General features: G+C 71.1%; 17 protein-coding genes and 1 pseudogene. 8 read left to right on the forward strand and 10 right to left on the reverse strand.

Going from position 1 to position 24,246, the window contains the following annotated elements; all coding sequences use genetic code 11:
- Positions 1–126 precede the first annotated feature (126 nt).
- Positions 127–2,319 (reverse strand): serine/threonine-protein kinase, encoded by a 2,193-nt coding sequence (locus OG406_RS16780; protein ID WP_329190848.1) that lies wholly within the window; start codon positions 2,317–2,319, stop codon positions 127–129.
- 251 nt (positions 2,320–2,570) lie between these two features.
- Here OG406_RS16780 and OG406_RS16785 point away from each other — a divergent pair.
- Positions 2,571–3,651: pseudogene (locus OG406_RS16785) on the forward strand (serine hydrolase domain-containing protein).
- A 143-nt stretch (positions 3,652–3,794) separates the two neighbouring features.
- Here OG406_RS16785 and OG406_RS16790 read toward each other — a convergent pair.
- On the reverse strand, positions 3,795–5,501 hold the full coding sequence (locus OG406_RS16790) for a glycerol-3-phosphate dehydrogenase/oxidase (protein WP_164372437.1): 1,707 nt from the start codon (positions 5,499–5,501) through the stop codon (positions 3,795–3,797).
- 269 nt (positions 5,502–5,770) lie between these two features.
- Between OG406_RS16790 and OG406_RS16795 the strand changes: the two genes are divergently transcribed.
- The 3 genes from OG406_RS16795 to OG406_RS16805 all read left to right on the forward strand — a co-directional run bounded on the left by OG406_RS16795 (position 5,771) and on the right by OG406_RS16805 (position 8,012).
- Positions 5,771–6,979: a nucleotide sugar dehydrogenase gene (locus OG406_RS16795; protein WP_081218939.1), complete on the forward strand. Its 1,209-nt coding sequence runs from the start codon at positions 5,771–5,773 to the stop codon at positions 6,977–6,979.
- A gap of 155 nt (positions 6,980–7,134) precedes the next feature.
- Positions 7,135–7,743 carry a hypothetical protein gene (locus OG406_RS16800; protein WP_329186451.1) on the forward strand — a complete coding sequence of 203 codons (609 nt, stop codon included), beginning with the start codon at positions 7,135–7,137 and terminating at the stop codon, positions 7,741–7,743.
- Between the two features lie 2 nt (positions 7,744–7,745).
- Entirely contained in the window at positions 7,746–8,012 is a 267-nt protein-coding gene (locus OG406_RS16805) for a hypothetical protein (RefSeq protein WP_329186453.1), read from the forward strand.
- Between the two features lie 79 nt (positions 8,013–8,091).
- Here the strand turns inward: OG406_RS16805 and OG406_RS16810 are convergent, their stop codons facing one another.
- From OG406_RS16810 to OG406_RS16825, 4 genes are all read right to left on the reverse strand, one after another.
- Positions 8,092–9,216, reverse strand: coding sequence for a GuaB3 family IMP dehydrogenase-related protein (locus OG406_RS16810; protein ID WP_164372434.1), 1,125 nt, complete (start codon positions 9,214–9,216; stop codon positions 8,092–8,094).
- Positions 9,217–9,352: 136 nt separating this feature from the next.
- A complete protein-coding gene (gene guaB, locus OG406_RS16815) occupies positions 9,353–10,861 on the reverse strand; it encodes an IMP dehydrogenase (protein WP_164372433.1) in 1,509 nt (502 codons plus the stop codon).
- 388 nt (positions 10,862–11,249) lie between these two features.
- Positions 11,250–11,825, reverse strand: coding sequence for a sigma-70 family RNA polymerase sigma factor (locus tag OG406_RS16820; protein WP_081218935.1), 576 nt, complete (start codon positions 11,823–11,825; stop codon positions 11,250–11,252).
- Between the two features lie 268 nt (positions 11,826–12,093).
- Positions 12,094–12,705 carry a response regulator transcription factor gene (locus OG406_RS16825; protein WP_003948568.1) on the reverse strand — a complete coding sequence of 204 codons (612 nt, stop codon included), beginning with the start codon at positions 12,703–12,705 and terminating at the stop codon, positions 12,094–12,096.
- Positions 12,706–13,095: 390 nt separating this feature from the next.
- Here OG406_RS16825 and OG406_RS16830 point away from each other — a divergent pair, with 390 nt between their 5' ends.
- Positions 13,096–13,434 (forward strand): WhiB family transcriptional regulator, encoded by a 339-nt coding sequence (locus OG406_RS16830; RefSeq protein WP_164372432.1) that lies wholly within the window; start codon positions 13,096–13,098, stop codon positions 13,432–13,434.
- Positions 13,435–13,483: 49 nt separating this feature from the next.
- Here OG406_RS16830 and OG406_RS16835 read toward each other — a convergent pair whose 3' ends face one another.
- On the reverse strand, positions 13,484–14,380 hold the full coding sequence (locus OG406_RS16835; protein WP_081218933.1) for a LysR family transcriptional regulator: 897 nt from the start codon (positions 14,378–14,380) through the stop codon (positions 13,484–13,486).
- 79 nt (positions 14,381–14,459) lie between these two features.
- On the opposite strand from OG406_RS16835, the gene OG406_RS16840 reads away from it, so the two are divergent.
- From OG406_RS16840 to pglW, 3 genes are all read left to right on the forward strand, one after another.
- On the forward strand, positions 14,460–15,128 hold the full coding sequence (locus tag OG406_RS16840) for an MOSC domain-containing protein (protein ID WP_164372430.1): 669 nt from the start codon (positions 14,460–14,462) through the stop codon (positions 15,126–15,128).
- A gap of 108 nt (positions 15,129–15,236) precedes the next feature.
- The gene (locus tag OG406_RS16845) at positions 15,237–16,010 is read left to right on the forward strand and encodes an SDR family NAD(P)-dependent oxidoreductase (RefSeq protein WP_164372429.1); all 774 of its coding nucleotides are present in this window, start codon (positions 15,237–15,239) and stop codon (positions 16,008–16,010) included.
- Positions 16,011–16,231: 221 nt separating this feature from the next.
- The gene (pglW, locus tag OG406_RS16850; protein ID WP_329186459.1) at positions 16,232–20,686 is read left to right on the forward strand and encodes a BREX system serine/threonine kinase PglW; all 4,455 of its coding nucleotides are present in this window, start codon (positions 16,232–16,234) and stop codon (positions 20,684–20,686) included.
- A gap of 49 nt (positions 20,687–20,735) precedes the next feature.
- Here the strand turns inward: pglW and OG406_RS16855 are convergent, their stop codons facing one another.
- The 3 genes from OG406_RS16855 to OG406_RS16865 are packed head-to-tail and all read right to left on the reverse strand — an operon-like array spanning position 20,736 to position 24,244.
- Positions 20,736–21,092 carry a hypothetical protein gene (locus OG406_RS16855; RefSeq protein ID WP_329186460.1) on the reverse strand — a complete coding sequence of 119 codons (357 nt, stop codon included), beginning with the start codon at positions 21,090–21,092 and terminating at the stop codon, positions 20,736–20,738.
- A 33-nt stretch (positions 21,093–21,125) separates the two neighbouring features.
- Complete coding sequence (locus tag OG406_RS16860; protein WP_329186462.1) at positions 21,126–21,341, reverse strand: DUF3320 domain-containing protein; 216 nt, start codon at positions 21,339–21,341, stop codon at positions 21,126–21,128.
- A 14-nt stretch (positions 21,342–21,355) separates the two neighbouring features.
- Positions 21,356–24,244, reverse strand: a complete 2,889-nt coding sequence (locus OG406_RS16865; protein WP_329186464.1) for a hypothetical protein — start codon at positions 24,242–24,244, stop codon at positions 21,356–21,358.
- Between the last annotated feature and the right edge of the window lie 2 nt (positions 24,245–24,246).

Here is a 24,246-nt window from a genome sequence, read left to right on the forward strand (position 1 = left end):
CGTCCCGTTACGGCTTCGTACGGTCCGCAACCACTCACGATACGTGCCCGAGGCAACCCGCAGAGCGGTGATGCGAGATCTCAGGCCGTCCATCCGTGGCGGAACGTCACCTCGGCGAGCGGTACGTCACGACTTCGGCCGGAACGTCTGACTCAGCGTCTTCCACGTCTCCTTGCGCAGCGTGCTGTCCCAGGCGGAGGCCTTCGCCGTGTACATCAACGCGTACCCCTGATGCGCGTTCACAACGAAACCTCGGTCTATCGACCGGTACTTGGTGCCGCCGTCCACGTAGGTGAACTCCCAGTCGGCCGTGTTCCAGCCGCGGTAGTCCACCTTCTCTATGCGCAGGCGCGTGTACTGGGGGCGCGTCATGTAGCGCTCCTGGTTGCGCCAGTCCGCGACCGGGTCGTCCTTGGGCGTCGTCGTCCAGCCGACGAGGAGCCTCTGCCCGTCGGGCCCGGAGAACCGTGCCCCGGCGGAGTCCGCCGACTGGTACTTCCAGCCCTTCGGCAGCCCTATCGAGAACCCCTGGCTGCTCCTGTACGTCGACTCCGCCGTGGAGCCCGACCCCTTGTCGTCGCCGCCCGAACCCTCGGAGGCGCCCGCGCTCGGATCCGCCGAGGTGCCCGAGGACTCCTTCGAGCCGGAGCCCGAGCCCGAACCGGAAGTGTCGCCCTTGTCGGTGTGCTCGGAGCCCTTGTCGTCCTTGTCGTCGCTCTTGGTGCCGGAGCCCTTGTCGCTGCCGGCGCTCGCCCCGCTGGACGCGGTCGGCGCGGCACCGCCCTTGTTGTCCTTGGTGCCGCTGTCGTCCCCGCCGCCGAGGGTGAGGGCGAGGACGGTGCCGAGCACCGCCAGTGCCACGACGAGGGCGATGACCACCAGCGTGCGGCGCGGCACGACGTCCGTCAGCGACGCCTTCGGCACCGGCCGCGGCCGCCGCTCGGGGGCCGCCGGCCATCCGGACCCGGGGGTGCTCCGCGTGGCGGCACCCGCCGCACCGGCCTCCCCGGCCGAACTGGAGTTCACCGACGAACCGTCACGACCGGTGTCCTCGGCCTTGCCCGACTCCGCGGGCGACAGTCCCTCGGAGGGAGACGCCACGGAGGCGTCAGCGGCCGCGGCCCCACCGGAGGCGGCGCCGGCGCTCCCGCCCTTGCCCTTTTCCTTGCCCTTGTCCTTGCCCTGGTCAGCCGTCCCGGCCGCGCTCCGCGCTCCGGGGATCTCCGCGGACCCGCCCGGGGCCTTCGCACGCGTCGTCGCCGCGGCGGTGGCGGCTCCGGCCGCCGAAGCGGCCTTGCGCACCGAACGCAGCGCCCCGCGCAACCGCTCGGACGCCTCCTCGCCCTTCCGGGCTCCGGAGCCCGTACCGCTGCCCGAACTCCGCCGTCCCAGGCCCTCTTCCGGAACCGGCGGCAGGGTCACGACCTTCGTCGCGTCCATCGGCTCCGGCTCGGCGGCCTTCGGCTCGGGCTCGCGCAGCACCTCGTTCAGCAGGGCGCGGGCGCCCGCGTCGTCGAGCCGCTGCTCGGGGTCCTTGGCGAGCAGACCGTAGATCACGCTCTCCAGCGGACCCGCGTTCTTCGGCTGCTCCACCGGCTCCGTCATCACGGCGGTCAGCGTCGCGATCGCGGAACCCTTGTCGTACGGCGGCACGCCTTCCACCGACGCGTACAGCAGTCCGCCCAGCGACCACAGGTCGGCGGCGGGGCCCGGCTTGTGACCGCGCGCCCGCTCGGGCGAGATGTAGGAGGGGGCTCCGACGAGCATGCCGGTCGAGGTGATGGACGGGTCGCCCTCCACCTGCGCGATGCCGAAGTCGGTGAGCACGACGCGGCCGTCGTCGGACATCAGCACGTTCGACGGCTTCACGTCCCGGTGCAGGATGCCCTGGCGGTGCGCCGCGCGCAGCACGTCGAGGATGGCGAGCCCCACCTCGGCGGCGCGCTTCGGCGTGAGCACCCCGTCCTCACGGATGGCCTCGGCGAGGGACTTGCCCTCGATGAGCTCCATCACGATCCACGGCCTGTTGTCCTCGTCGACCACGTCGAAGACGGTGACCGCGCCCGTGTTCCGGATCCGCGCGATCGCCTTGGCCTCCCGCAGCGTGCGCGTGATGAGCCGGCGCTTCTCCTCGTCGTCGATGCTCGACGGGAACCGCAGCTCCTTCACGGCGACCGTGCGGCCCAGGGTCTCGTCCTGCGCGCGCCACACCGTGCCCATGCCGCCGCGGCCGAGAACATCCCCCAGCCGGTACCGCCCGGCGAGGAGACGTTCGCTCTTGTCCTGACGGGATGCTCCCGCCCGCTCCGCCTCCGACATGCGTCCCCTCATGCAACCCGCCCTGACAGAGCCTTCATTGTCCCTCACCCGACAAGTGCCCGACGCCCTGGGGGGCCCTGGAACCGCAACAGCTCAGCCAGTGAGACGACGGGCCCCCGCCAACGCCCCCACAACGGTCGCACCCCACCCAGAGCGCCCGTCCGGCCCCCGGAGCCCCGCACACGCGCCCCACCTGGCCTCCCTCACAGAAACGTCCCCCATGACGGGCCGCGACAAGGAGGCCGCCGCCGATGCCGCAACCCCGGACAGCCCGGACACTCCTGGCGATAACCGTGACCCGGTCCCTCCTCGGCATGGCCCGAACCGGCCTGCTGGAACCGGTCCTCGCCGCCTCGCAGGGCCCCGTCACCCCGGCCTCGGACACCGCGCTCGCCCGCCTGGTGACCCGCGGAGGTGCTCCGGCCGCCGCACTGCTCACCGCCGAGGGGCCGAACGCCCGCTTCACGAACGCGGGTGACGGCATCGCCCGCGCCGACCACTTCCGCGCGGGAAGCATCAATCACGAAGACGTTCGTCGCGACGGTCGTCCCACAACTCGCCGCCGAACACCGGCTGTCCCTGTCCCACTCCGTGGACGACCATCTGCCCGGACTGGCGCGCGGCGCGGGCAACGACGGCCGCCGCATCACCCTGCGCGCCCCGCTCCGCCACACCAGCGGCCTGTACGACGTCACCTCGGACACCGGGGGCACCGTCCCCCTGACACCGTTTCAGTCCCTACGCATCGCGCTCAACCATCCCCCCACCGGTCTCAGCCGTTTCGCCTACTCGAACACCAACTACGTCCTGCTCGGCACGGTCGTCGAGCAGGTCACCGGCCGCTCGTACCCCGCCGAGGCCGAGCGACGCATCATCACCCCCCTCCGTCTGACCGGCACCTCCTTCCCGGGCGCCCGTGTCTCCCTTCCCCTGCCGCACGGCCGCGCGTACACGGCGGACGGCGCCGACGACACCGCGCTCGACCCGCGCGTGGCCGGCGCGGCGGGTGAGCTGGTGAGCACGCTCGCCGACCTGAACCGCTTCTACGCGGCACTGCTCGACGACGAGCTGCTGCCCCCGCACCGGCGGCGCGAGATGCTCGACACCCGTGCCGCACACGGCGCGTACGGCATGGGGCCGTTCCCGGTGAAGCTGCCGTGCGGGACCACGGTGTGGGGACACAACGGCCGCATCTCCGGCAGCTACGTGCGCAGCGCGGCCACCGTCGGCGGTCGTCGTGTCCTCACCTTCCGGGTGAACACGGGCGGGGTCACGGACCCGGCACTCGAACCGGCCGTGCTCGCCGCCGAGTTCTGTCCCCGCACCCCGTAGAACGGCCGGGCCCCGGGCAAAGATCCCAGCTCACAGCATCCTTTCGAGTGACAGCAGCGGGAACCGGACGGCCGGTGGCGGTGCGGGCACGGGTGAGGGGCGACCCCGTACGGAGCCGCCCCTCACCCACCGCACCGCGCCGGTCAGAACGACACGATCTCCGGCGCTCCGAGCCGCGCCGCGTCCGCCGTCAGGTCGTCCGGCTGGCGCTGGGACTCCCGCTCGGCCTCGACACGCTTCTGGTAGTGCTCGACCTCGCGCTCGATCTGGTCCTTGTCCCAGCCGAGGACCGGCGCCATCAACTCGGCGGCCTCGCGGGCGCTGCGGGTGCCGCGGTCGAACGTCTCGATGGAGATGCGGGTGCGCCGGGTCAGCACGTCGTCGAGGTGACGGGCGCCCTCGTGGGAGGCTGCGTAGACGATCTCGGCCCGGAGGTAGTCCTCGGCTGCCGGCAGCGGTTCACCGAGCGTCGGGTCCGCCACGATGAGGTCGAGGAGTTCCTCGGCGAGCGAGCCGTAACGGTTCAACAGGTGCTCCACGCGCACCACATGGAGGCCGGTGCGGGCCGCGATGCGCGCTCGCGCGTTCCACAGCGCGTGGTATCCCTCGGCGCCCACCAGCGGCGTCTCCTCGGTGACGCATTCGGCGACGCGCTGGTCCAGCCCGTGCACCGCCTCGTCCACGGCGTCCTTGGCCATCACGCGGTAGGTCGTGTACTTGCCGCCCGCCACCACGACGAGTCCCGGCACCGGGTGGGCCACGGTGTGCTCGCGCGACAGCTTGCTGGTGGCGTCCGACTCCCCGGCCAGCAGCGGCCGGAGCCCCGCGTACACCCCTTCGACGTCGTCGCGGGTGAGGGGGACGGAGAGCACCGAGTTCACGTGTTCCAGCAGGTAGTCGATGTCGGCGCTGGACGCCGCCGGGTGCGCCTTGTCGAGGTCCCAGTCGGTGTCGGTGGTGCCGATGATCCAGTGGCGGCCCCAGGGGATCACGAAGAGCACGGACTTCTCGGTGCGCAGGATCAGTCCCGTGGAGGAGTTGATCCGGTCCTTCGGCACGACCAGGTGGATGCCCTTGGACGCGCGGACGTGGAACTGGCCGCGCTCCCCGACCAGCGCCTGGGTGTCGTCGGTCCACACGCCCGTGGCGTTGACGATCTGCTTGGCGCGGATCTCGTACTCGCCGCCGCCCTCGACGTCGCGCACCCTCGCGCCGACGACCCGCTCGCCCTCACGGAGGAAGCCGGTGACCCGGGCGCGGTTGGCGACCTTCGCGCCGTACGCCGCGGCCGTGCGCACCAGGGTCGCCACATAGCGGGCGTCGTCCATCTGGGCGTCGTAGTACTGGAGGGCGCCGACCAGGGCGTCCTTCTTCAGGGCCGGGGCGACGCGCAGGGCGCGGCTGCGGGAGAGGTGACGGTGGGTGGGCAGGCCGCGTCCGTGGCCGCGGGCCATCGACATCGCGTCGTAGAGCGCGACGCCTGAGCCCGCGTACAGGCGCTCCCAGCCCTTGTGCTGCAGGGGGTACAGGAACGGCACGGGCTTCACGAGGTGCGGCGCCAGCCGTTCGAGCAGCAGGCCGCGCTCCTTCAGCGCCTCACGCACCAGCGCGAAGTCGAGCATCTCCAGATAGCGCAGTCCTCCGTGGATCAGCTTGCTGGACCTGCTCGACGTCCCCGAGGCCCAGTCACGCGCCTCGACCAGACCGGTGGACAGGCCGCGTGTCACGGCGTCCAGAGCGGTGCCCGCGCCGACCACGCCCGCGCCCACCACCAGCACGTCCAGCTCCCGCTCGGCCATTCCCGCCAGTGACTCGGCTCGCTCCGCCGGCCCCAGTGTCGCTGTCCTCACCGCTGCCTCCCGCTGTTGTCGCGCTGGCCGCACTGCCGGACGACGCCCGGCTCACATCCCCACCTGCCCAAGTCTGACCGTCTTGCCCCTCCTCGGCCACCGTCCATCCTCAGCCTGTGGACAACACTCGGCGACTCGTAGGGAATCTTGGGCGGACAATCCCGCAAATCGGTCATATTTACTCCTAGTCTGACATTGCTCTCGCCCATCCTGTCCACAGGGCTTGCGCACCTGTCCCGCTTCGGTTACTGGGAAGGACGGCCCACTCCATGCCCGCAGACCTCGCCGTCATCGGACTCGGTCATCTCGGCCTGCCCCTGGCCCAGGCCGCGGTCACCGCCGGCATCTCCACGGTCGGCTACAAAACGGGGCCGGAAAGCGGCTCCCTCACCCCCGCGGAACTGCGCCGGATGCTCTCGGGGGGCTTCCGGACGACCGCGAACCCGGCCGAGCTGGGCCGCGTCCGCACCGCCGTGATCTGCGCGCCGACCCCCCGGGGCGCGGACGGCACCCTCGATCTCACCCAGGTGGAGACCGCGGCCCGCACCCTCGCCGCCCGGCTGCGGCCGCACACCACGGTGATCATGGAATCGGCCGTGCACCCCGGCACCACGGAGGACTTCCTCCGCCCGCTCCTCGAATCCGGCTCCGGACTGCGCGCGGGACGCGACTTCCACCTCGCCTACTCGCCCAGCCGGGTCGACCCCGGCAACCGCGACTTCACCCCGGCCGGCACCCCCAAGGTCATCGGCGGCCTCACACCGGCGTGCACCGAGTCGGCGGCCGCCTTCTACGGGCGCCTCACCGACAAGGTCGTCCGCGCGCGCGGCCCCCGCGAGGCGGAGACCGTGCAGGTCCTGGAGACCAACTTCCGGCACGTGAACATCGCCCTCGTCAACGAGATGGCCGTCCTCTGCAACGACCTCGGCGTCGACCTGTGGGACGTCATCCGCTGCGCGGAGACCAAGCCGTTCGGCTTCCAGGCGTTCCGGCCCGGACCCGGCGTCGGCGGACACGGCATCCCCCAGGACCTCGCGGGACACTCGGGCCGCCCCCTGCGGATGGTCGAACTGGCCCAGCAGGTCAACAGCCACATGCCGCAGTACGTCATCCAGCGCGCCGCCACCCTGCTCAACGAGCACGGCAAATCCGCCCGCGCCGCGCGCGTGCTCCTCCTCGGCGTCACCTACAAGGCGGACATCGCCGACCAACAGGGCTCCCCCGCCCACGAGATCGCCGTGCGCCTGATGGAACTCGGCGCCTCCGTCAGCTACCACGACCCGCACGTCCCCGCCTGGAGCGTCCTCGGCCGGCCCGTGCCCCGCGCGGACTCCCTCTACGAGGCCGCGGCCGACGCCGACCTGACGATCCTGTTGCAGCAGCACCGCACGTACGACCTGCAGGGACTGTCCGTGAAGGCCCAACTCCTCCTGGACACAAGGGGAGCGACCCCGACCGGCGCGGCACACCGGCTCTGACCCCGGAAATTCCCCTCACGGATTGTCACTCCCGCCTGCTAATCTGCGGCAGCTCTCGCACACAAGTACGCCCGCGTCCCGGGCGTCCCGCACGCGTGCGCGAACGCTTCCCGCGCACCACACAGGTGTGCTCGTATCCCTGGGGGGGATCCCACATGAGCCAGACCACGCCGCCGCCCGGTCCGCCGGTCGACGAGAACCCGTACGCCGGCCAGTCCGCCGCGCCGGTCGACAACAACCCGTACGCCGGTCAGCCCGCCCAGCCGACCGCGCCGCAGCCGGGCTTCCCGCAGCAGGCAGGTCCGCAGGGCGCGCCCCAGCCGGGCTTCCCGGTCGCGCCCGTCGCCCCGGCCGTGCCGGTGCGCAACAACCTGGTGCTCGGCGTCGTCGCCGCCCTCGGCGCCGGCGTGATCTCCGCGATCCTGTACGGCCTCATCATCGGCGCCACCAAGCACGAGATCGGCTACGCCGCGGTGGGCGTCGGCTTCCTGGTCGGCATCGCCGCGGGCCGCCTCGGAGGCCGCAACCAGACCCTGCCGGTCGTCAGCGTCATCGTCTCGGTCGCGTCCATCTACCTCGGCCAGCTGATCGGCGAGGCCATGATCGGCGCGAAGCAGCTCGGCGTGGGCTTCAGCGAGGTCTTCTTCGACCACTTCGACGTGGTCCAGGAAGCCTGGAAGGCCGAGGCGGACCCGCTGACCTTCGTCTTCTTCGCGATCGCGGCCTACGTGGCGTTCCAGAGCACGCGCAAGGCCGGGCTCTGAGGATGCCCAGCTACGTGTTCCTGATGCTGCTCGGCCTTCCGGCCGCGGTGGCCGGGTCCTGGGTCGCCTTCAATGTGCGGGGTTCCGCCGACGCGTTGGAGGCCTTCCGGCAGCGCAACGTGGACCTCAATGCCCTGGGCAGCGGCAGCTTCGCTCCGCCGGCGGGCTCGGCCGTCGCCATCGGGTACCGGGTGTACGCCACAGTCGTCGGCCTCGGCGGCATCGTCCTGATCCTGGCGAGCGTCGCCGAGCTGCTGACCAGCAGCTGACAGGCCCGCGTACGCGAGAAGGGCCCGACCACCTTCCAGTGGTCGGGCCCTTCTCGCGTACGGCGTGCGAGCGGCAGAACTACCGCTTGTGCTGCGAGTCCGCGACCGTCACCTCGACGCGCTGGAACTCCTTGAGCTCGCTGTAGCCCGTGGTCGCCATCGCGCGGCGGAGGGCGCCGAAGATGTTCATCGAGCCGTCCGGGATGAGCGACGGACCGGTGAGGATCTCCTCGATGGTGCCGACGGTGCCGAGGTCGACCTTCTTGCCGCGCGGCAGCTCCTCGTTCACCGCCTCCATGCCCCAGTGGTGGCCGCGGCCCGGCGCGTCGGTGGCGCGCGCGAGCGGGGAGCCCATCATCACCGAGTCGGCGCCGCACGCGATCGCCTTGGGGAGGTCGCCGGACCAGCCGACACCGCCGTCGGCGATGACGTGCACGTAGCGGCCGCCGGACTCGTCCATGTAGTCGCGGCGGGCCGCGGCGACGTCGGCGACCGCGGTGGCCATCGGGACCTGGATGCCCAGGACGTTGCGCGTGGTGTGCGCGGCGCCGCCGCCGAAGCCGACGAGGACACCGGCCGCGCCGGTGCGCATCAGGTGCAGGGCCGCGGTGTACGTGGCGCAGCCGCCGACGATCACCGGGACGTCCAGCTCGTAGATGAACTGCTTCAGGTTCAGCGGCTCGGCGGCACCGGAGACGTGCTCGGCGGACACCGTCGTGCCGCGGATGACGAAGATGTCCACGCCCGCGTCGACGACGGCTTTGGAGAACTGCGCGGTCCGCTGCGGGGACAGCGCGGCGGCGGTGACGACCCCGGAGTCGCGCACCTCCTTGATGCGCTGCCCGATCAGCTCCTCCTTGATGGGAGCCGCGTAGATCTCCTGGAGGCGGCGTGTCGCGGTCTCCGCGTCCAGCTCGGCGATCTCGTCGAGCAGCGGCTGCGGGTCGTCGTACCGCGTCCAGAGGCCTTCCAGGTTCAGAACGCCCAGGCCGCCCAGCTCGCCGATACGGATCGCGGTGGCCGGGGAGACGACCGAGTCCATCGGAGCCGCCAGGAAGGGCAGGTCGAAGCGGTAGGCGTCGATCTGCCAGGTGATCGAGACCTCCTTCGGGTCCCGCGTACGGCGGCTCGGGACGACGGCGATGTCGTCGAAGGCGTACGCCCGGCGGCCGCGCTTGCCGCGCCCGATCTCGATCTCAGTCACGTTGTGGCCTTTCCCTCTTCGCTTCTGCGCCTCCCAGTATCCCCGACGCCCACGACAAGGGCGGCCCCGGAACCTTCCGGAGCCGCCCTGTCGGGGTGCCACGCACGCGTGGCGCCCGTCGATCGCTGGTGCGCGCCTACTTGTTGCGGCTGTAGTTCGGTGCCTCGACCGTCATCTGGATGTCGTGCGGGTGGCTCTCCTTGAGACCCGCCGAGGTGATGCGGACGAAGCGCCCACGGTCCTGGAGCTCGGGCACGGTGCGACCGCCGACGTAGAACATCGACTGGCGCAGCCCGCCGACGAGCTGGTGGACGACCGCGGAGAGCGGGCCGCGGTAGGGCACCTGGCCCTCGATGCCCTCGGGGACGAGCTTCTCGTCGGAGGCGACACCCTCCTGGAAGTAGCGGTCCTTGGAGAAGGAGCGCTGCTCGCCACGGGTCTGCATGGCACCCAGGGAGCCCATGCCGCGGTACGACTTGAACTGCTTGCCGTTGATGAAGAGCAGCTCGCCCGGCGACTCCTCGCAGCCCGCGAGCAGCGAGCCGAGCATCACCGTGTCGGCGCCCGCGACCAGGGCCTTGGCGATGTCGCCGGAGTACTGGAGGCCACCGTCGCCGATGACCGGGACGCCGGCCTCCTTGGCGGCGAGCGACGCCTCGTAGATCGCCGTGACCTGCGGGACGCCGATGCCGGCGACGACGCGGGTCGTGCAGATGGAGCCCGGGCCGACACCGACCTTGATGCCGTCCACGCCCGCGTCGATGAGCGCCTGCGCGCCCTCGCGGGTGGCGATGTTGCCGCCGATGACGTCGACGCCGGCGGAGTTCGACTTGATCTTGGCGACCATGTCGCCGACCAGCCGGGAGTGGCCGTGCGCGGTGTCGACGACGATGAAGTCGACGCCGGCCTCGATCAGGGCCTGGGCGCGCTCGAAGGCGTCGCCCGCCACGCCGACGGCCGCGCCGACCAGCAGGCGTCCCTCGCCGTCCTTGGCCGCGTTCGGGTACTTCTCCGCCTTGACGAAGTCCTTGACGGTGATGAGGCCCTTGAGGACGCCCGCGTCGTCGACCAGCGGAAGCTTCTCGATCTTGTGACGGCGCAGCAGTTGCATCGCGTCGTTGCCCGAGATGCCGACCTTGCCGGTGACGAGCGGCATGGGCGTCATGACCTCGCGCACCTGGCGCGAACGGTCGGTCTCGAAGGCCATGTCGCGGTTGGTCACGATGCCCAGCAGCTTGCCGCCGCCGTCGGTGACCGGCACGCCCGAGATGCGGAACTTGGCGCAGATCGCGTCGGCCTCGGTGAGCGTGGCGTCCGGGTGCACGGTGATCGGGTCGGTCACCATGCCGGACTCGGAACGCTTCACGAGGTCGACCTGGTTGGCCTGGTCCTCGATGGAGAGGTTGCGGTGCAGAACACCGACGCCGCCCTGGCGGGCCATCGCGATCGCCATGCGCGACTCGGTGACCTTGTCCATGGCGGCGGACAGCAGCGGGATGTTGACCCGGACGTTCTTCGAGATGTGCGAGGCGGTGTCGATCTGGTCGGGCGCCATGTCCGACGAGCCCGGCAGCAGCAGCACGTCGTCGTAGGTCAGCCCGAGTGTCGCGAATTTGGCGGGCACTCCGTCGACGTTGGCAGTCATGACACCTTCCCCAAATGGCCTTGATCGGTGCGGATGTCCATGCTAACGGGAAGCACGGCTCTCTCATTCCACGGTTCCGGGTCAGCACCGGCTTCGTATGTTCGTACGGGTATTCCGTCATCCGTGTTCAGAACGGTGCCCGGAGGGGCTCCCGGGGCACGACCGAGGGCCCGGCCGCGGGCTCGACCGACGGATGCCGGGACGGCTTCGCGTGTGCGCGGTGGCCCAGCACGCACGGGAAAGAGACCCACCGCACACGATGGACAAGCACCCGGAGCGCGGAATCAGGTCGATCACCGGCGCACGGAATCGCGCGACGCCGCGCGCACCCGTGGACGGAGGAGGACGTCCCGGTAAGCCGGAACGCCAAGGGCGCGGGAGAGGATTCCTACTGCTCGGCCAGGGCGCGCAGCCGGCTCAGGGCGCGGTGCTGGGCGACCCGGACGGCGCCCGGTGACATTCCCAACATCTGCCCCGTCTCCTCGGCCGTGAGCCCCACCGCGATCCGCAGCAGAAGCAGCTCACGCTGGTTCTCGGGGAGGTTGGCGAGGAGTTTCTTGGCCCATTCGGCGTCGCTGCTGAGCAGCGCGCGCTCCTCCGGGCCGAGGGAGTCGTCGGGCCGCTCCGGCATCTCGTCGGAGGGAACGGCCGTGGATCCCGGGTGACGCATCGCAGCGCGCTGGAGGTCGGCGACCTTGTGCGCGGCGATGGCGAAGACGAACGCCTCGAAGGGGCGGCCGGTGTCCTTGTACCGCGGAAGGGCGAGAAGGACGGCGACGCAGACCTCCTGCGCCAGGTCCTCCACGAAGTGCCGCGCGTCGCCCGGAAGCCGGGACAGACGGGTGCGGCAGTAGCGCAGCGCGAGCGGGTGTACATGGGCGAGCAGGTCGTGGGTCGCCTGTTCGTCGCCGTCGACCGCGCGATGGACGAGCGCACCGATCCCCGTCGTCTCGTCTTCGCGCATCGGTCCATGGTGCCTTGGCGTCGAAGCGTCCGCGGCACCGCGTCCGTAGTTGTGCACCGAAGCGTTATGAGCAGGTGCGCCGGAACTCATCTCCTGCGCCCTCCCCTTCCGCTCGTCCGACTTGTCCCCGAGGAACTCCACACCTCAAGGATGCGGCATCCGCCGGGAAACGGGGATCGGACACCGAAGACACTCTCTTCGAGGGCCCGGCCCCACCCGCCGTCCGGCGGGTAGGGACTACTACCGTCATACCCCCGAGTCCGCTCACCTAGCGGACCAGACCCCAGCGGAATCCCAGCGCGACCGCGTGCGCCCGGTCCGAGGCGCCGAGCTTCTTGAACAGTCGCCGGGCGTGGGTCTTGACCGTGTCCTCGGAGAGAAACAGCTCACGGCCGATCTCCGCGTTCGAGCGGCCGTGGCTCATCCCTTCGAGCACCTGGATCTCCCGCGCGGTGAGCGTGGGCGCGGCGCCCATCTCGGCCGAACGCAGTCTGCGCGGCGCGAGCCGCCAGGTGGGGTCGGCGAGCGCCTGGGTCACGGTGGCGCGCAGCTCCGCCCGTGAGGCGTCCTTGTGCAGATAGCCGCGGGCGCCGGCGGCGACGGCGAGTGCCACGCCGTCCAGGTCCTCGGCGACGGTGAGCATGATGATGCGCGCACCGGGGTCGGCGGACAGCAGCCGCCGGACCGTCTCGACGCCGCCCAGTCCGGGCATGCGTACGTCCATCAGAATCAGGTCCGAGCGGTCGGCACCCCAGCGGCGGAGGACTTCCTCGCCGTTGGCCGCCGTGGTCACGCGCTCGACACCGGGCACGGTCGCGACCGCGCGGCGGAGCGCCTCTCGGGCAAGCGGGGAGTCGTCGCAGACGAGGACGGATGTCATGGCCGCCCTCCGCAGCTGATGCGCGTCACCTTGAGCCTCCAGGCTGTTACGAATCGTCACCTGTGCGGTCGACACTCGCCGACGGATAGGACCGTCTGCCCGAGCGCTTGTTCCTTCGACCGCCTCCGCCCATCTCAACGATGGTCACCCGAAAGAGTTACGGGGCAGTCGGTCGTCATCGGCACTGTACGTGAGGGCGCGGACACGGTGCAGACATGCGCGCCGACCCTCAACGTTTCATCACAACCTATGCCCCATTTAGCCTGTTTTCTTCCCCTTTGCTGGTGTCTGCGGCTAGATTCGCAATGAGTCATATTTTCATCTCCTTAGATCGTAGATGTACGGTCGGTGGGCACAGAGCAGCCCAGAACGGCAACAAGGGGACACGCAATGGCAGATTTCTCCCGCCTTCCCGGTCCGAACGCGGACCTCTGGGACTGGCAGCTCCTCGCGGCCTGCCGCGGGGTCGACAGCTCGCTCTTCTTCCACCCGGAGGGCGAGCGTGGTGCGGCACGGAGCGCTCGTGAGAACTCGGCCAAAGAGGTCTGCATGAGATGCCCGGTACGCGCCGAGTGCGCGGCACACGCCCTCGCGGTGCGCGAACCGTACGGCGTGTGGGGCGGACTGACCGAGGACGAGCGCGAAGAGCTCATGGGACGGGCCCGCAACCGGCTGGTCACGGCATCGGCCACCGGCGGCGGCAGCGGCCCCGCTTCTTCGAACACTTGAAGGAACGTTTCTGCATGACGGGTGCTCCTGAGGGCACCCGTGCGCGTTCCTAGCGGGCCGCCGCCCGCGCGAGCCGGTCCAGCGTCGCGGCCACCGCCGGCACCTCCGCCAGGTCGGGGAGCGTGAGGGCCACGATCTCCCGCCGTACCGCGGGCTCCACCGTCACCGTGCGTGCACCTTTCGGTCGCACGGACTCGATCGCGAGTTCGGGCAGGACGGCGACACCCAGTCCCGCAGCCACCAGCCCGACCACGGCCGGATAGTCGTCCGTGGCGAAGTCGATGCGGGGCTCGAACCCGGCGCCGCGACAGACCTCGACGAGCTGACCCCGGCAGCGCGGGCAGCCCGCGATCCACGACTCGGCGGCGAACTCCCCGATGGAGACGGACTCCGCGCGGGCGAGCCGGTGTCGCTCGGGCACCAGCCCGACCAGACGGTCCGTCAGCAGCGGCCGTACGACGAGGTCGTCCCACTCCTCGACGCCCGGTGCGCCCTCGTACCGGAACGCGAGCGCGATGTCGCAGTCGCCCGCCCGGAGTTTCTCGACGGACTCGGGCGGTTCGGCCTCCTCCAGGGAGACGCGGGTGCCGGGGTGCGCGGCGCGCAGGGCGGCGAGGGCGGTGGGGACCAGGGTGGAACTGCCGCTGGGGAACGAGACGAGCCGGACGCGGCCCGCCCGCAGTCCGGCGATGGCGGCGACCTCCTCCTCGGCGGCGGTGAGGCCGGCCAGGATGCTCGCCGCGTGCCGGACCAGCGCCTCACCCGCCTGGGTGAGGCGCATCTCGCGGCCCGTGCGGATGAGCAGCGGGGTGCCGACCGACGCCTCCAGTGCCTTCATCTGCTGGCTGACGGCGGGCTGGGTGCAGCCCAGCTCGCGGCCGGCCGCCGAGAAGGAACCGGTGGTGGCGACGGCGCGCAGGACGCGGAGATGACGGGCCTCGATCACTTCTTGAGCATAAGCGAGGCTTGGACACAGCGCCGAATACTGCGTCGACGCTTTGGAAGGGATCACTTAGCGTGTCTCCATGAAGCTTCTGTCGCTGAACGTGGGCCGGGCGCGGTCCGTCGACTACACGGACCACCCGGACGGCGTGACCGGGATCGACAAGCGGCCGGTCGAGGGGAGCGTGCGCGTGACGGCCCCCGGTCCGAAGGGGATCGCCGCGAGCGGGCTCGCCGGGGACACCGTGTGCGATCTGCGCCATCACGGCGGCGACGACCAGGCGGTGTACGCGGTCGCGCGCGAGGACCTCGACGCCTGGGAGCGCGAGCTGGGCCGTCCCCTGCCGAACGGCGCGTTCGGCGAGAACCTCACGACGGAGGGGCTCGACGTGTCCGGCGCGCTGATCGGCGAGCGCTGGCGGATCGGCTCCGAGGTGGTCCTCGAGATCACGAGCGGCCGCATCCCGTGCCGGACCTTCCAGGAGCACCTGGGCGAGAAGGGCTGGGTCAAGCGGTTCACGCTGCGGGGCGCTCCGGGCGCGTACCTGCGGGTGATCGTGCCCGGTGAGATCCGTGCCGGGGACGCGGTCCGGATCGTCCACCGGCCGGCTCACGAGGTGACCGTCGCCGTCCAGTTCCGCGCGGTCACGACCCGACGGGAGCTGCTTCCGGGCCTGTTGGCGGCCGGTGAGGCCCTGCATCCGGAGGCGCGGGCGACCGCCGAGAAGTACGTGGCGCAGCACGGCGGATGAGGGGTGCCCCGGGCCGGCCGGTCCGGGGCGCGGGGAAGTCGGGGAGCGCGGCCGGGCGTTGGGCGGCACCGGGCGCGGGGCCCCTGAGCAGGTCACTAACCTTGCGCCATGACAACGGCTCTGATTACGGGATCGACCGCGGGAATCGGTGCCGCCTTCGCGCGGCGGCTGGCGGCGGACGGGCACAACCTCGTGCTGGTGGCGCGGGACACGAAGCGGCTGCACGAGCAGGCGACCGAGCTGCACGACCGGCACGGCATCGAGGCGGAGGTGCTGACCGCCGACCTGGCGACGGACCAGGGCATCGAGGCGGTCGCCGCCCGCCTCTCGGACCGCAGGAGCCCGGTCGACCTGCTGGTCAACAACGCGGGCTTCGGCAACAAGGGCCACTACCTCGACGTGTCGATGGCCGACGAGCTGACGATGCTCAAGGTGCACTGCGAGGCGGTGCTGCGGCTGACGTCGGCGGCGGCCGAGGCCATGCGCGAGCGCGGCCGGGGCGGCATCGTCAACGTGGCGTCGGTGGCCGCGTTCGTGCCGCGGGGGACGTACGGGGCGTCGAAGGCGTGGGTCGTGCAGTTCACGCAGGGCGCGGCGAAGGATCTCGCCGGCAGCGGCGTACGGCTGATGGCGCTGGCCCCCGGTTTCGTGCGGACCGAGTTCCACGAGCGGGCCGGGATGGGCACGGACAACATCCCGAACTGGATGTGGCTCGACGCGGACAAGCTGGTCGCGTCGGCGCTGGCGGACCTGGCACGCGGCCGGACGCTGTCCATCCCCGACGCCCGGTACAAGGTCCTGATGGGGGTGGTGAAGGTGACACCGCGCGCGCTGCTGGGCGGGATCACGTCGAAGACGGGGCGCAAGTACGGCCCCCAGTAACCACCGGGAGCGAACCCTTCGATCCCGGGAGCGTTGAGCGGGTCTCTCAAGCCCTCGGCTCATCTCCAGGCCGTGGCCGCTGCCGCGCCCCTGAGCCGGGCAGCGTGCTGGATGGATTGTCGTAGGGGACGACTAAGATTCTGGGTCTGCTGTGCAGGGCGAACTTGGACACTTAGTACCAGCGTCCTTCCCCTCTCCTACTGCCCGTTCGGAGGTACTCGGTGCCCGCTGTCCCCAAGCCGTTGGCTCCCTCTCCGCGGGAGCGCTGGTTCCAGCCGCGGCGGTCCGGGTTCGAGTGGGAGCAGGAGGGGCTGGACCATCTCCGCGCGCTGATGCCGAAGACCGAGCCCTATCGCGCGTGGGCCACGTTCCAGTTCACCGCGGCGTCCGGCCGGATCAACGAGTGCGATGTGCTGATCGCCGTGCCCGGCGGGCTCTACCTGCTGGAACTGAAAGGCCACCCCGGCAGGGTGGTGAACCACGGCGACACCTGGCAGTTCCACAGCGACCGTGTACGCACTCTGCGCAACCCCCTCCACCTCACCGACCTCAAGGCCAAGGAGCTGAAGGGCCAGCTGGAGCGAGCGGCGCGAACCCTCGGACTGCCTCCCCGCGATGTTCCGTTCATCAAGCCTGCGGTGTTCCTCCACGATCCCGGGCTCGTGAGCGGACTGGACGAGTTCCAGCGGACCTCGGTCTACGGTCTCAACGACGGTGCGAGCGGTCTGCCGAAGATCTGGGACGACCTGCTGGGCCGCCCGCCGGAGCGGGAGAGCTGGCGGATCACACCGGTGATCAGCGAACGCCTGGAACGGCTGATGCAGACGATCGGCATCAGTCACTCCACCGCCCATCTGCGGTTCGGGGACGACTGGAAGCTCGAACCGCGTGCCCTCGACGCGGGCCCCGGCTGGGAGGACCGGCTGGCGGTGCGCGACGACGGGCTCGTGCAGGAGAGCGGTCGCGTCCGTATATACCTGGCCGGCGCCGCCGCCTCCGAGGAGCAGCGCGCGAAGGTGGACCGGGCTGCCCGTCGTGAGTATCAGGTGCTGCAGGGCATCAACCACCGCGGCATCGTGCAGGCGGCCCAGATCCGTGAGCACCAGGGCGGTCCGGCGATCCTGTTCCGTCACCGCGAGTCGGATCTCCGGCTGGACGCCTACCTCGACGCGTACGGCGGCCACCTTGCCCCCGGCCAGCGTGTCGATCTGGTGCGGCAGCTCGCGGAGGCGGTGCGCTACGCACACAACCGGTCCCTCTACCACCGTGCGCTGTCCGCAGGATCGGTCTACGTCTCCGCGCGCGAGGACGGCAGTGAGCCCGTTCTACGGATCGCCGACTGGCAGACGGCGGCCCGTGACTTCGAGACGACCTTGCACAGGTCGCTCGGTGACACCCCGCTGGACGGGGGGCTGATCGCGGACACGGCGCAGGTGTATCTGGCTCCGGAGACCGACCAGGAGTTCGCCGACCCGGTCGACCTGGACGTCTTCGGTCTCGGCTCGCTCACCTATCTCCTTCTCACCGGCCGGCCTCCGGCGGATCGTCGCAGCGCCCTTCTGGAGCGGTTGCAGAGCGACACCGGTCTGCATCCCTACGCGGTCTCCGACTCGGTCTCGGCAGCTCTCGACACCCTTGTCTTCCGGGCCACGGCCGCGGACGTACGGGACCGCCTGGCGTCGGTGGACGAGTTCCTGGACCTGCTGGCCTCGGCCGAGGCGGACGCGGCGGCCCCGCAGCAGACCGGGGGGCGCGCCGCCGATCCCCTCACCGTGCAGCCCGGCCAGCCGTTGGACGACACCTGGACGGTGCTCCGGGTGCTCGGCACCGGCGCCACGGCTCGTGCGCTGCTGGTCCGTCAGAGCGTCGCCGAGGACGGGGCGGAGCCCGTCCGCGTCTTCAAGGTCGCCCTGGACCAGGAGAAGGACGGCCGCCTGCTCGCGGAGGCAAAAGCACTGAAGGAGGTGGGCGGTGGGCGCATCGTCAAACTGCTCGCCGAACCACGTGAGCTCGCGAGCCATACGGTCCTGGAGATCGAGTACGCGGGTGGTTTCCGCGCGGAGGACGACCGCGAGCCGGTGAGCCTCGGTTCCCGGCTGCGCGATCTGGGCTCGTTGGGCTACGACCAACTGGAGAGATTCGGCAACGATCTGTTCGAGGCCCTGGACACCCTGGCGGCACGCGGGGTGAGGCACCGGGACATCAAGCCGGACAACCTGGGCGTGTTCAAGCGCAACGACGGTTCCTGGCAGCTGATGCTGTTCGACTTCTCGCTCGCCGACGCTCCTGACCAAGATGTACACGCGGGCACGCGTGGGTATCTGGACCCGTTTCTCGGCGGTGCCGGCCGTTCGCGCTACGACGACCACGCGGAGTGGTACGCCGCGGCCGTCACTCTGCACGAGATGGCCTCCGGGGAGAGGCCCGTCTGGGGTGATGGTCAGGGTGACCCGCGGATGGTCGCCGACGCGGCCCTTCACGTGTCGGCCGAGCTGTTCCCCCAGGCTCTCAGCGAGGGCTTGAAGGGGTTCTTCGAGCGAGCGCTGCACCGGGATGTCGAGCAGCGCCACGACACTCTGGGTCAGTTGCAGGAAGCGTGGCGGCTGGTCTTCCGCAAGGCCGACGCGGCTAGGCCCGCGACCACGCCCGCCACCGTCGGGACGAGCACGGACGATCTGGAGGACATCCGCGAGCAGGCCGCCGAGGCCGCCGGCCTGAAGACTCCTCTCGCGGCGGCCGGCCTGTCGCCGAGGGCGGTGTCGGTCGCCGAGGGGTTGAAGGCCCACACCGTCGAGCAGTTGCTGGACATTCCGCCGCACCACATCTCCCGGGCCCGCGGCGCGGGCAACGCGATCCGCAAGGAGCTGAACCGCCGGCACCGCCAGTGGACGCAGGCACTGCGCCGCCGCGTGGCCGTGAAGAAGCCCGTGGCTCTGCAGCCGGACGCTCCGGAGGAGGTGCTGGAGTCGATCGACACGCTGGCCGCGCGCCTCACTCCGCCCGAGGGCAAGCGTCGTACCCGGCCCCGGTCCGACGTGGTCCGTGCGACGCTGCAGCTCCCCGGTGTGCTGGAGGCCGGTGAGGCACTGGAGCCCTGGCCGGCCCAGAGCGTGATCGCGAAGGCGCTGGGCATGAGCCAGCCGACCGTTTCCGGAAACCAGCGGGTCGCTGTCGAGGAGTGGACCCGGCTGCCGTGGCTCGGGCGGGTCCGTGACGAGTTGGTGGCGATCCTGACCGACCGGGACCGGGTGTCCACGGTCGAGGAACTGGCCTCGGAGCTACGGGCCCGGCACGGTGCGGGCGCCGGCGACCCGACGGAGGCACAGGCCAAGGCCCTGGCCGTGGTGCGGGCCGCGGTCGAGGCGGAAATCCGTAAGCGGGACGACGAGCGCTCCGATGTCGAGTCCGTCGAGACGGCCGAGGCCGCTGCCCGGTTTGCCGTACAGCGGCGTGGTGGCCGGGTCGTCATCGCGCTGGAGGACCAGCCGGGCACGGACGACCCGACACCCGCCGAACTCGCCGACTACGCGGCGGCGCTGGGCGAACAGGCCGCCGATCTGGCTGGTCGCGAACCGTTGCCCGGCCGTACCACCGTGCTCCGCGAATTGCGTACGGTTGCCGCGCCCGAGGGCATGACACCGCTCGCCGACACCCGGCTGGTGGAGCTAGCGGCGTCGATGGCGGGTGGCGTGGCCTTCTCGCCACGGTTGGAGCTGTTCCCGCTCGCGCTCAATCTGGCCCGCGCCCTGCGTATCTCGCAGGCGCCGGCCGGCGTGCGTCCCGACACCGGCATCACCACCGCGGACCTGCTCGCCCGGGTACGGGCGCGGTTCCCCGGGCTGGCGATCCTGGACGAGGCGACCTATGTGGAGCTGACCGAGGCTCTTGCGGAGTCTGGCTTCCCCCTGGACTTCGACCAGGGCCGGCGGCGCTTCTTCCCCCGGGCCGATGAGGGCACGAGCAGCCGTCTGGGTCTGTCCTCCTCCATGCTGACCAGCACCAGCTCCCTCTACGCAGCTGCCCAGGGGCGTATCGCCGAGGGCAAGGACCCGCGTGAAGTGCTGTCCGCACGGCTCACGGAAGCCCATCGCCGGGGTGGTTTCCTGGCGCTCACGCTGAAGGGAGCCGAGCTGCCGGGTGTCGCGCAGGCGTTGGCGGAACGGTACGACACCTCCGCCGTGCCGCTGAACGCCCTGTTCCTGGAGGCTCTCAAAAGGCTGTCCGAGGAGCAGTCCGTGCGCTGGGAAGCCCTGTTGAAGGCGGACGCCAAGTTCGCGGCGACCGGCACGCTGGGCGCGGCGCTCGCCTCCTACACGCGGCTTGCTGCCGAACGGGTGCGGCAGCAGCTGGTCGACCTGGCCGAGGCCTCCAGTCCACGATCCGTGCTGCTGGCCCATGAAGCCGGACTGGTCGCCCGTTTCTGGGAGGCCGGTGGGCGTGAACTGCTGGCCGCCGTACAGCAGTCGGCACGACGCCCCGCCGACACACCGCACGGCCTGTGGATACTGCTGCCGGTGGAGGACCCGCGAGCCACGCCCACCCTGGACGGGCGCACAGTGGAAGTGGTGGACAGGGTCACCGAGTGGGAGGTGCTGGACGGCCTCTTCCTGAAGCAGTTGCGTTCCGGGTCCGAGAGCGGCCAGGACAGGCTGCCGACGGATCGCGGGGGCGCATAGCCCGAACCCGCAAGACTGGGCGCCCCCGTGATCCGCCCGTGTTCGGCGCTCAGCTGCCGCCGGCCGACTCCAGCTTGTCCGGCCAGCCGATGAGCTCGCCGCTGTCCCGCAGCCGGTACAGATCGGACATGAGTCGGCCGGGCGCCCCTCCGGCACGTGTGGACCAGCCGAAGAACTCGGCCACCTCGGCGACGGCCTGTTCGGCGCCGAGCCCGCGCGGACGGTCCTCGACGAGCCCGAGCAGTGCCCGCTCCCGCTCGCCCGGAGCAACGTGTTCGACGGGGCGGCGGGTGAGGCCGGGCAGCGGCCACCGAGCCTTCGTGGAGGGCCTGTAAGGAAGGTCGAAGAAGTCTCGCACCTCGACGAGCCGCCCGTCCTCCACCAGCGAGGCCGCCGCACTGTCCACAAGACGCTTTCGTCCAGCACTCAGTCTGGGCTCTTACAGGACCTCACCCGCGTGGAGATGGAGCACCTGCCGGTGGATCGGTCCCTCCGCTTCGACGAGCCGGTGCACGACATCCGCCAAGGTCGTCCGGGGAGCCTTGGCCGTCCAACTGAAGGCCATCGGGTCGAAGTCGGTGAAGTCGGCCGGCTGGTACGGGACTGCCCAGTCGCCGTGCTCCCGGGCGGTGTCGGACTTCTTGCGGGTCGGCATGGGAGATCGCCTCTCTACTTCTCTTGGTCCGGCAGGGAGGATCCGGCATCAACGACCACGGTCTGCCGTCGCACGCCGTTCTCTCCGAGGTAGGCGTCCATTCCGGCCGCCGCCAGCGGGGAGAGGGTGCTCGGGTCGGGACGGCTGTGCAGCCTCAGCAGCACGTGGTCGTCGTCGACCAGACAGTCGGTGTACGGCAGGGTGCGGGACAGGAGTTGGGCGAAGTCGTCGCAGGCGGCCCTGACGTCGACGCTGTGCAGACCGATCCAGACGTGGAGCGTGCCGTCCTGGACGGTCAGTTCGACGTCGACCGGGGTCCCGGCAGCGTCGGCGGCCTCGCCGCACCACTTCAGCGTCTCGTGCAGCGCGCCGAGGTGCGCGTGCAACGGCTCGAAGGCGTCCCGGCGCATGTCGTCGCGGACCGTGACACCGGTGTCGGGCGCCTGGTCGCGCCACCAGTCCTGGACGATGTCGCGGACGGTCTTCTCCCACGGCCCAGCGTGCAGGACGCGGCGTACGGTGGCGGCGGCGTGCCGCCGGACGGTGCTCGGCCCGTCGGTGCCCTGCTCGGCGGCCATCCGCCGCAACAGGGAGTGGGGGCCCTGGCGGGCGTCGTGGACAACCTGCCGGTACAGCTCGCGCAGCGGGTCGGGCAGGGTCGTGCCGTCCGGGCCGAGCAGGGTGCCGACGCGTTCCGCCCAAGCCTGGAACGCCTCGGTGTCCCCTGTGGCGAGGAGGTCGGCCCCGAGGTCGCCGCGAGCGAGGATCCGCGTGCGCTGGCGCTCAGTGGTAGCACCGAGGCCGTCGAACTGGGCGCGGAGAAGGGCGGCCAGCAGGTCGCGGCGGCGAACGGTGAGGCTGTCGAGGGCCTCCATGGAGGTCTGCGCGGCCAGGATGTCGAGCATCTCCTGGACGGTCGTCTTCTTCGCCTCCGGCTTCCCCGTGTGTCCCTCGGTGCGGGCCGTCCATCGGTGGACCCTGCCCCTGGCGTCCCGCAGGACAGCGGTGACGGTGAAGCTCTTGCGGTGATCCGGTCCCGAGGTCTGCTCCTCGAAGTCGCACGTCATGCCGTACACGGCCACCAGCGCGTCGAAAACGGTCACCGGGTCGTGCCGGTGGTCGAGCTCGGTGAGCCAGCCGTCCAGGTCGACAGGCCGGCGTTGCAGAAGTTCCGGGCCGCGTGTCCGCCAGGCCGCCGCGACCACGGCCTGGGCCGCGTCGGAGATCGACCTGCGTCCTTCTCCGTCCTCACCGTGCCCGGTGAGGAGCCCGGTGCCGACGGCGAGCACGGCACCGAGCCGGGCAGTGTCCTCGTCCGTAGTGGGGAGGAGGCGCGTGTCGTCCTCGTCGAGCCGGAGATCGCGGGCGAACGCGGTACGGGCCCTGGTGTGGGCCGCCAGGTGGTCGATGACGAACGAGCCGTGGTGGGCGAGGAGGTCGTTGGCCCGCTGGTGGGCCGCGCCGACCGCGGCCTGGTTCTCGTAGGCCCAGGACGCGTGGGTGAGAGCTTGGGCGAGCAGCCCGTCCGCCCGGTGCCCGAGTTCGAACATGGCTGCCAGGTCGGTGACGGCGTCGCGGTGCCCGAGGTCCGGGAGGCGGTACGGCCGGGCGGGCACGGCCGGTGTGCAGGCCGACGAGGCCGTTGGGACGGCGGCCTTCACCATCTGCGGGTACTTGTCCATCAGGGCCTGGGCCGCAGCCGCGCGGGCACCCTTCTTCGAACGCCCGACTCCGAGGGCGCTCCGCCCGGCACTGGTACGGGCGATGGTCCGGAAGACCTTCTGGTGGTCGGGCCCCTCCTGGCCGTCGTCGTCGTAGGTCAGCCCTTCCTTCCCGAAGACCGACTGCGCCTTGGTCACCGGGTCGGGCCCGGTCTCGGCCGACGGCCGGTCGAGACCGGGCCACACGGCTGTGACGAGCCGACGTGCCGTGGCGTGCGCGCCGGTCAGGCTGAGCACTCCGAGGATCTGGAGGGCGACGCTCTCGCCCACGGACGGGGCCGGCTTCTGTGCCTCACCCGTTCCCATACGCGGCAGACAGCCGTCGGTGGCCCACTTGCCCAGGGCCAGTTCTGCAGCACGCCGCCGTCGGGCGTGGTCGACCGCCTGCACACCGGACTTCTGTGGGTGGGCCCACCGCGCGTAGGCGTCGAGGAGGATCACGTCGAGAGTGGTGGCACCGAGCCGGTCGAGCAGACCGAGCACGTACGGGCTGACGGCATCGGCCTCGTAGCTCTCGTAGAGGTGGCTACGGTGTTCGGCGGCCAGCCCGAACCATGCGGTCGCCTCCGGAGTGGTCGCCCACTCTCCGGCGGTCTGCCGTACGGCGGCGACCACCTCGACGCCGGATTCGGCGACCAGTTCCACGGGTGGGGCAACCAGGGGCGGATACGTGATGTCACGGGAGGCGAGTTGCCGGTGGGGCCGGGGGGGCTGGCGTACGGGCTCGAAGGACGGCCGACGGTCGTCCCTGGTCTCGCGGACAGGGGCGGGCTCACGACGGGTCGACGGTTCCGGCCGAAGACGGTCCCGGGCGTGGCTGAAGGTCGCCTGCCGCGGGGACGCATTTCCTTCGTACGCCTTCTTCGGCGCGGCGGCGCCCTGGTCGAGGGCGCTGCGTAGGTCGCCGACGAGCCAGCCGGGCAGCCCTCGCGGGGGTTGGCCGCCGTTGAAGAACGCACCAGCCAGGTCGACGCAGTACTGCCAGTGGTCCCACTCGTAGCGGTTCGCGTACTCCTGGGCGAGCCTGCGCAGCGCCGCACGCATGCGCTCGTACGGAACCTGTCGACTGCCGAGCGTGTACGACGTGCGCTTGCGGGCCGCCTCGATCGCGAGAGCGATGCGGTGCACAGGCGTGGGCGGTGCGGTCTCCCGCAGCGACACGATGCCGACCCAGCGGTTCATGG

The organism is Streptomyces sp. NBC_01428 (assembly GCF_036231965.1).
Lineage (GTDB): Bacteria > Actinomycetota > Actinomycetes > Streptomycetales > Streptomycetaceae > Streptomyces.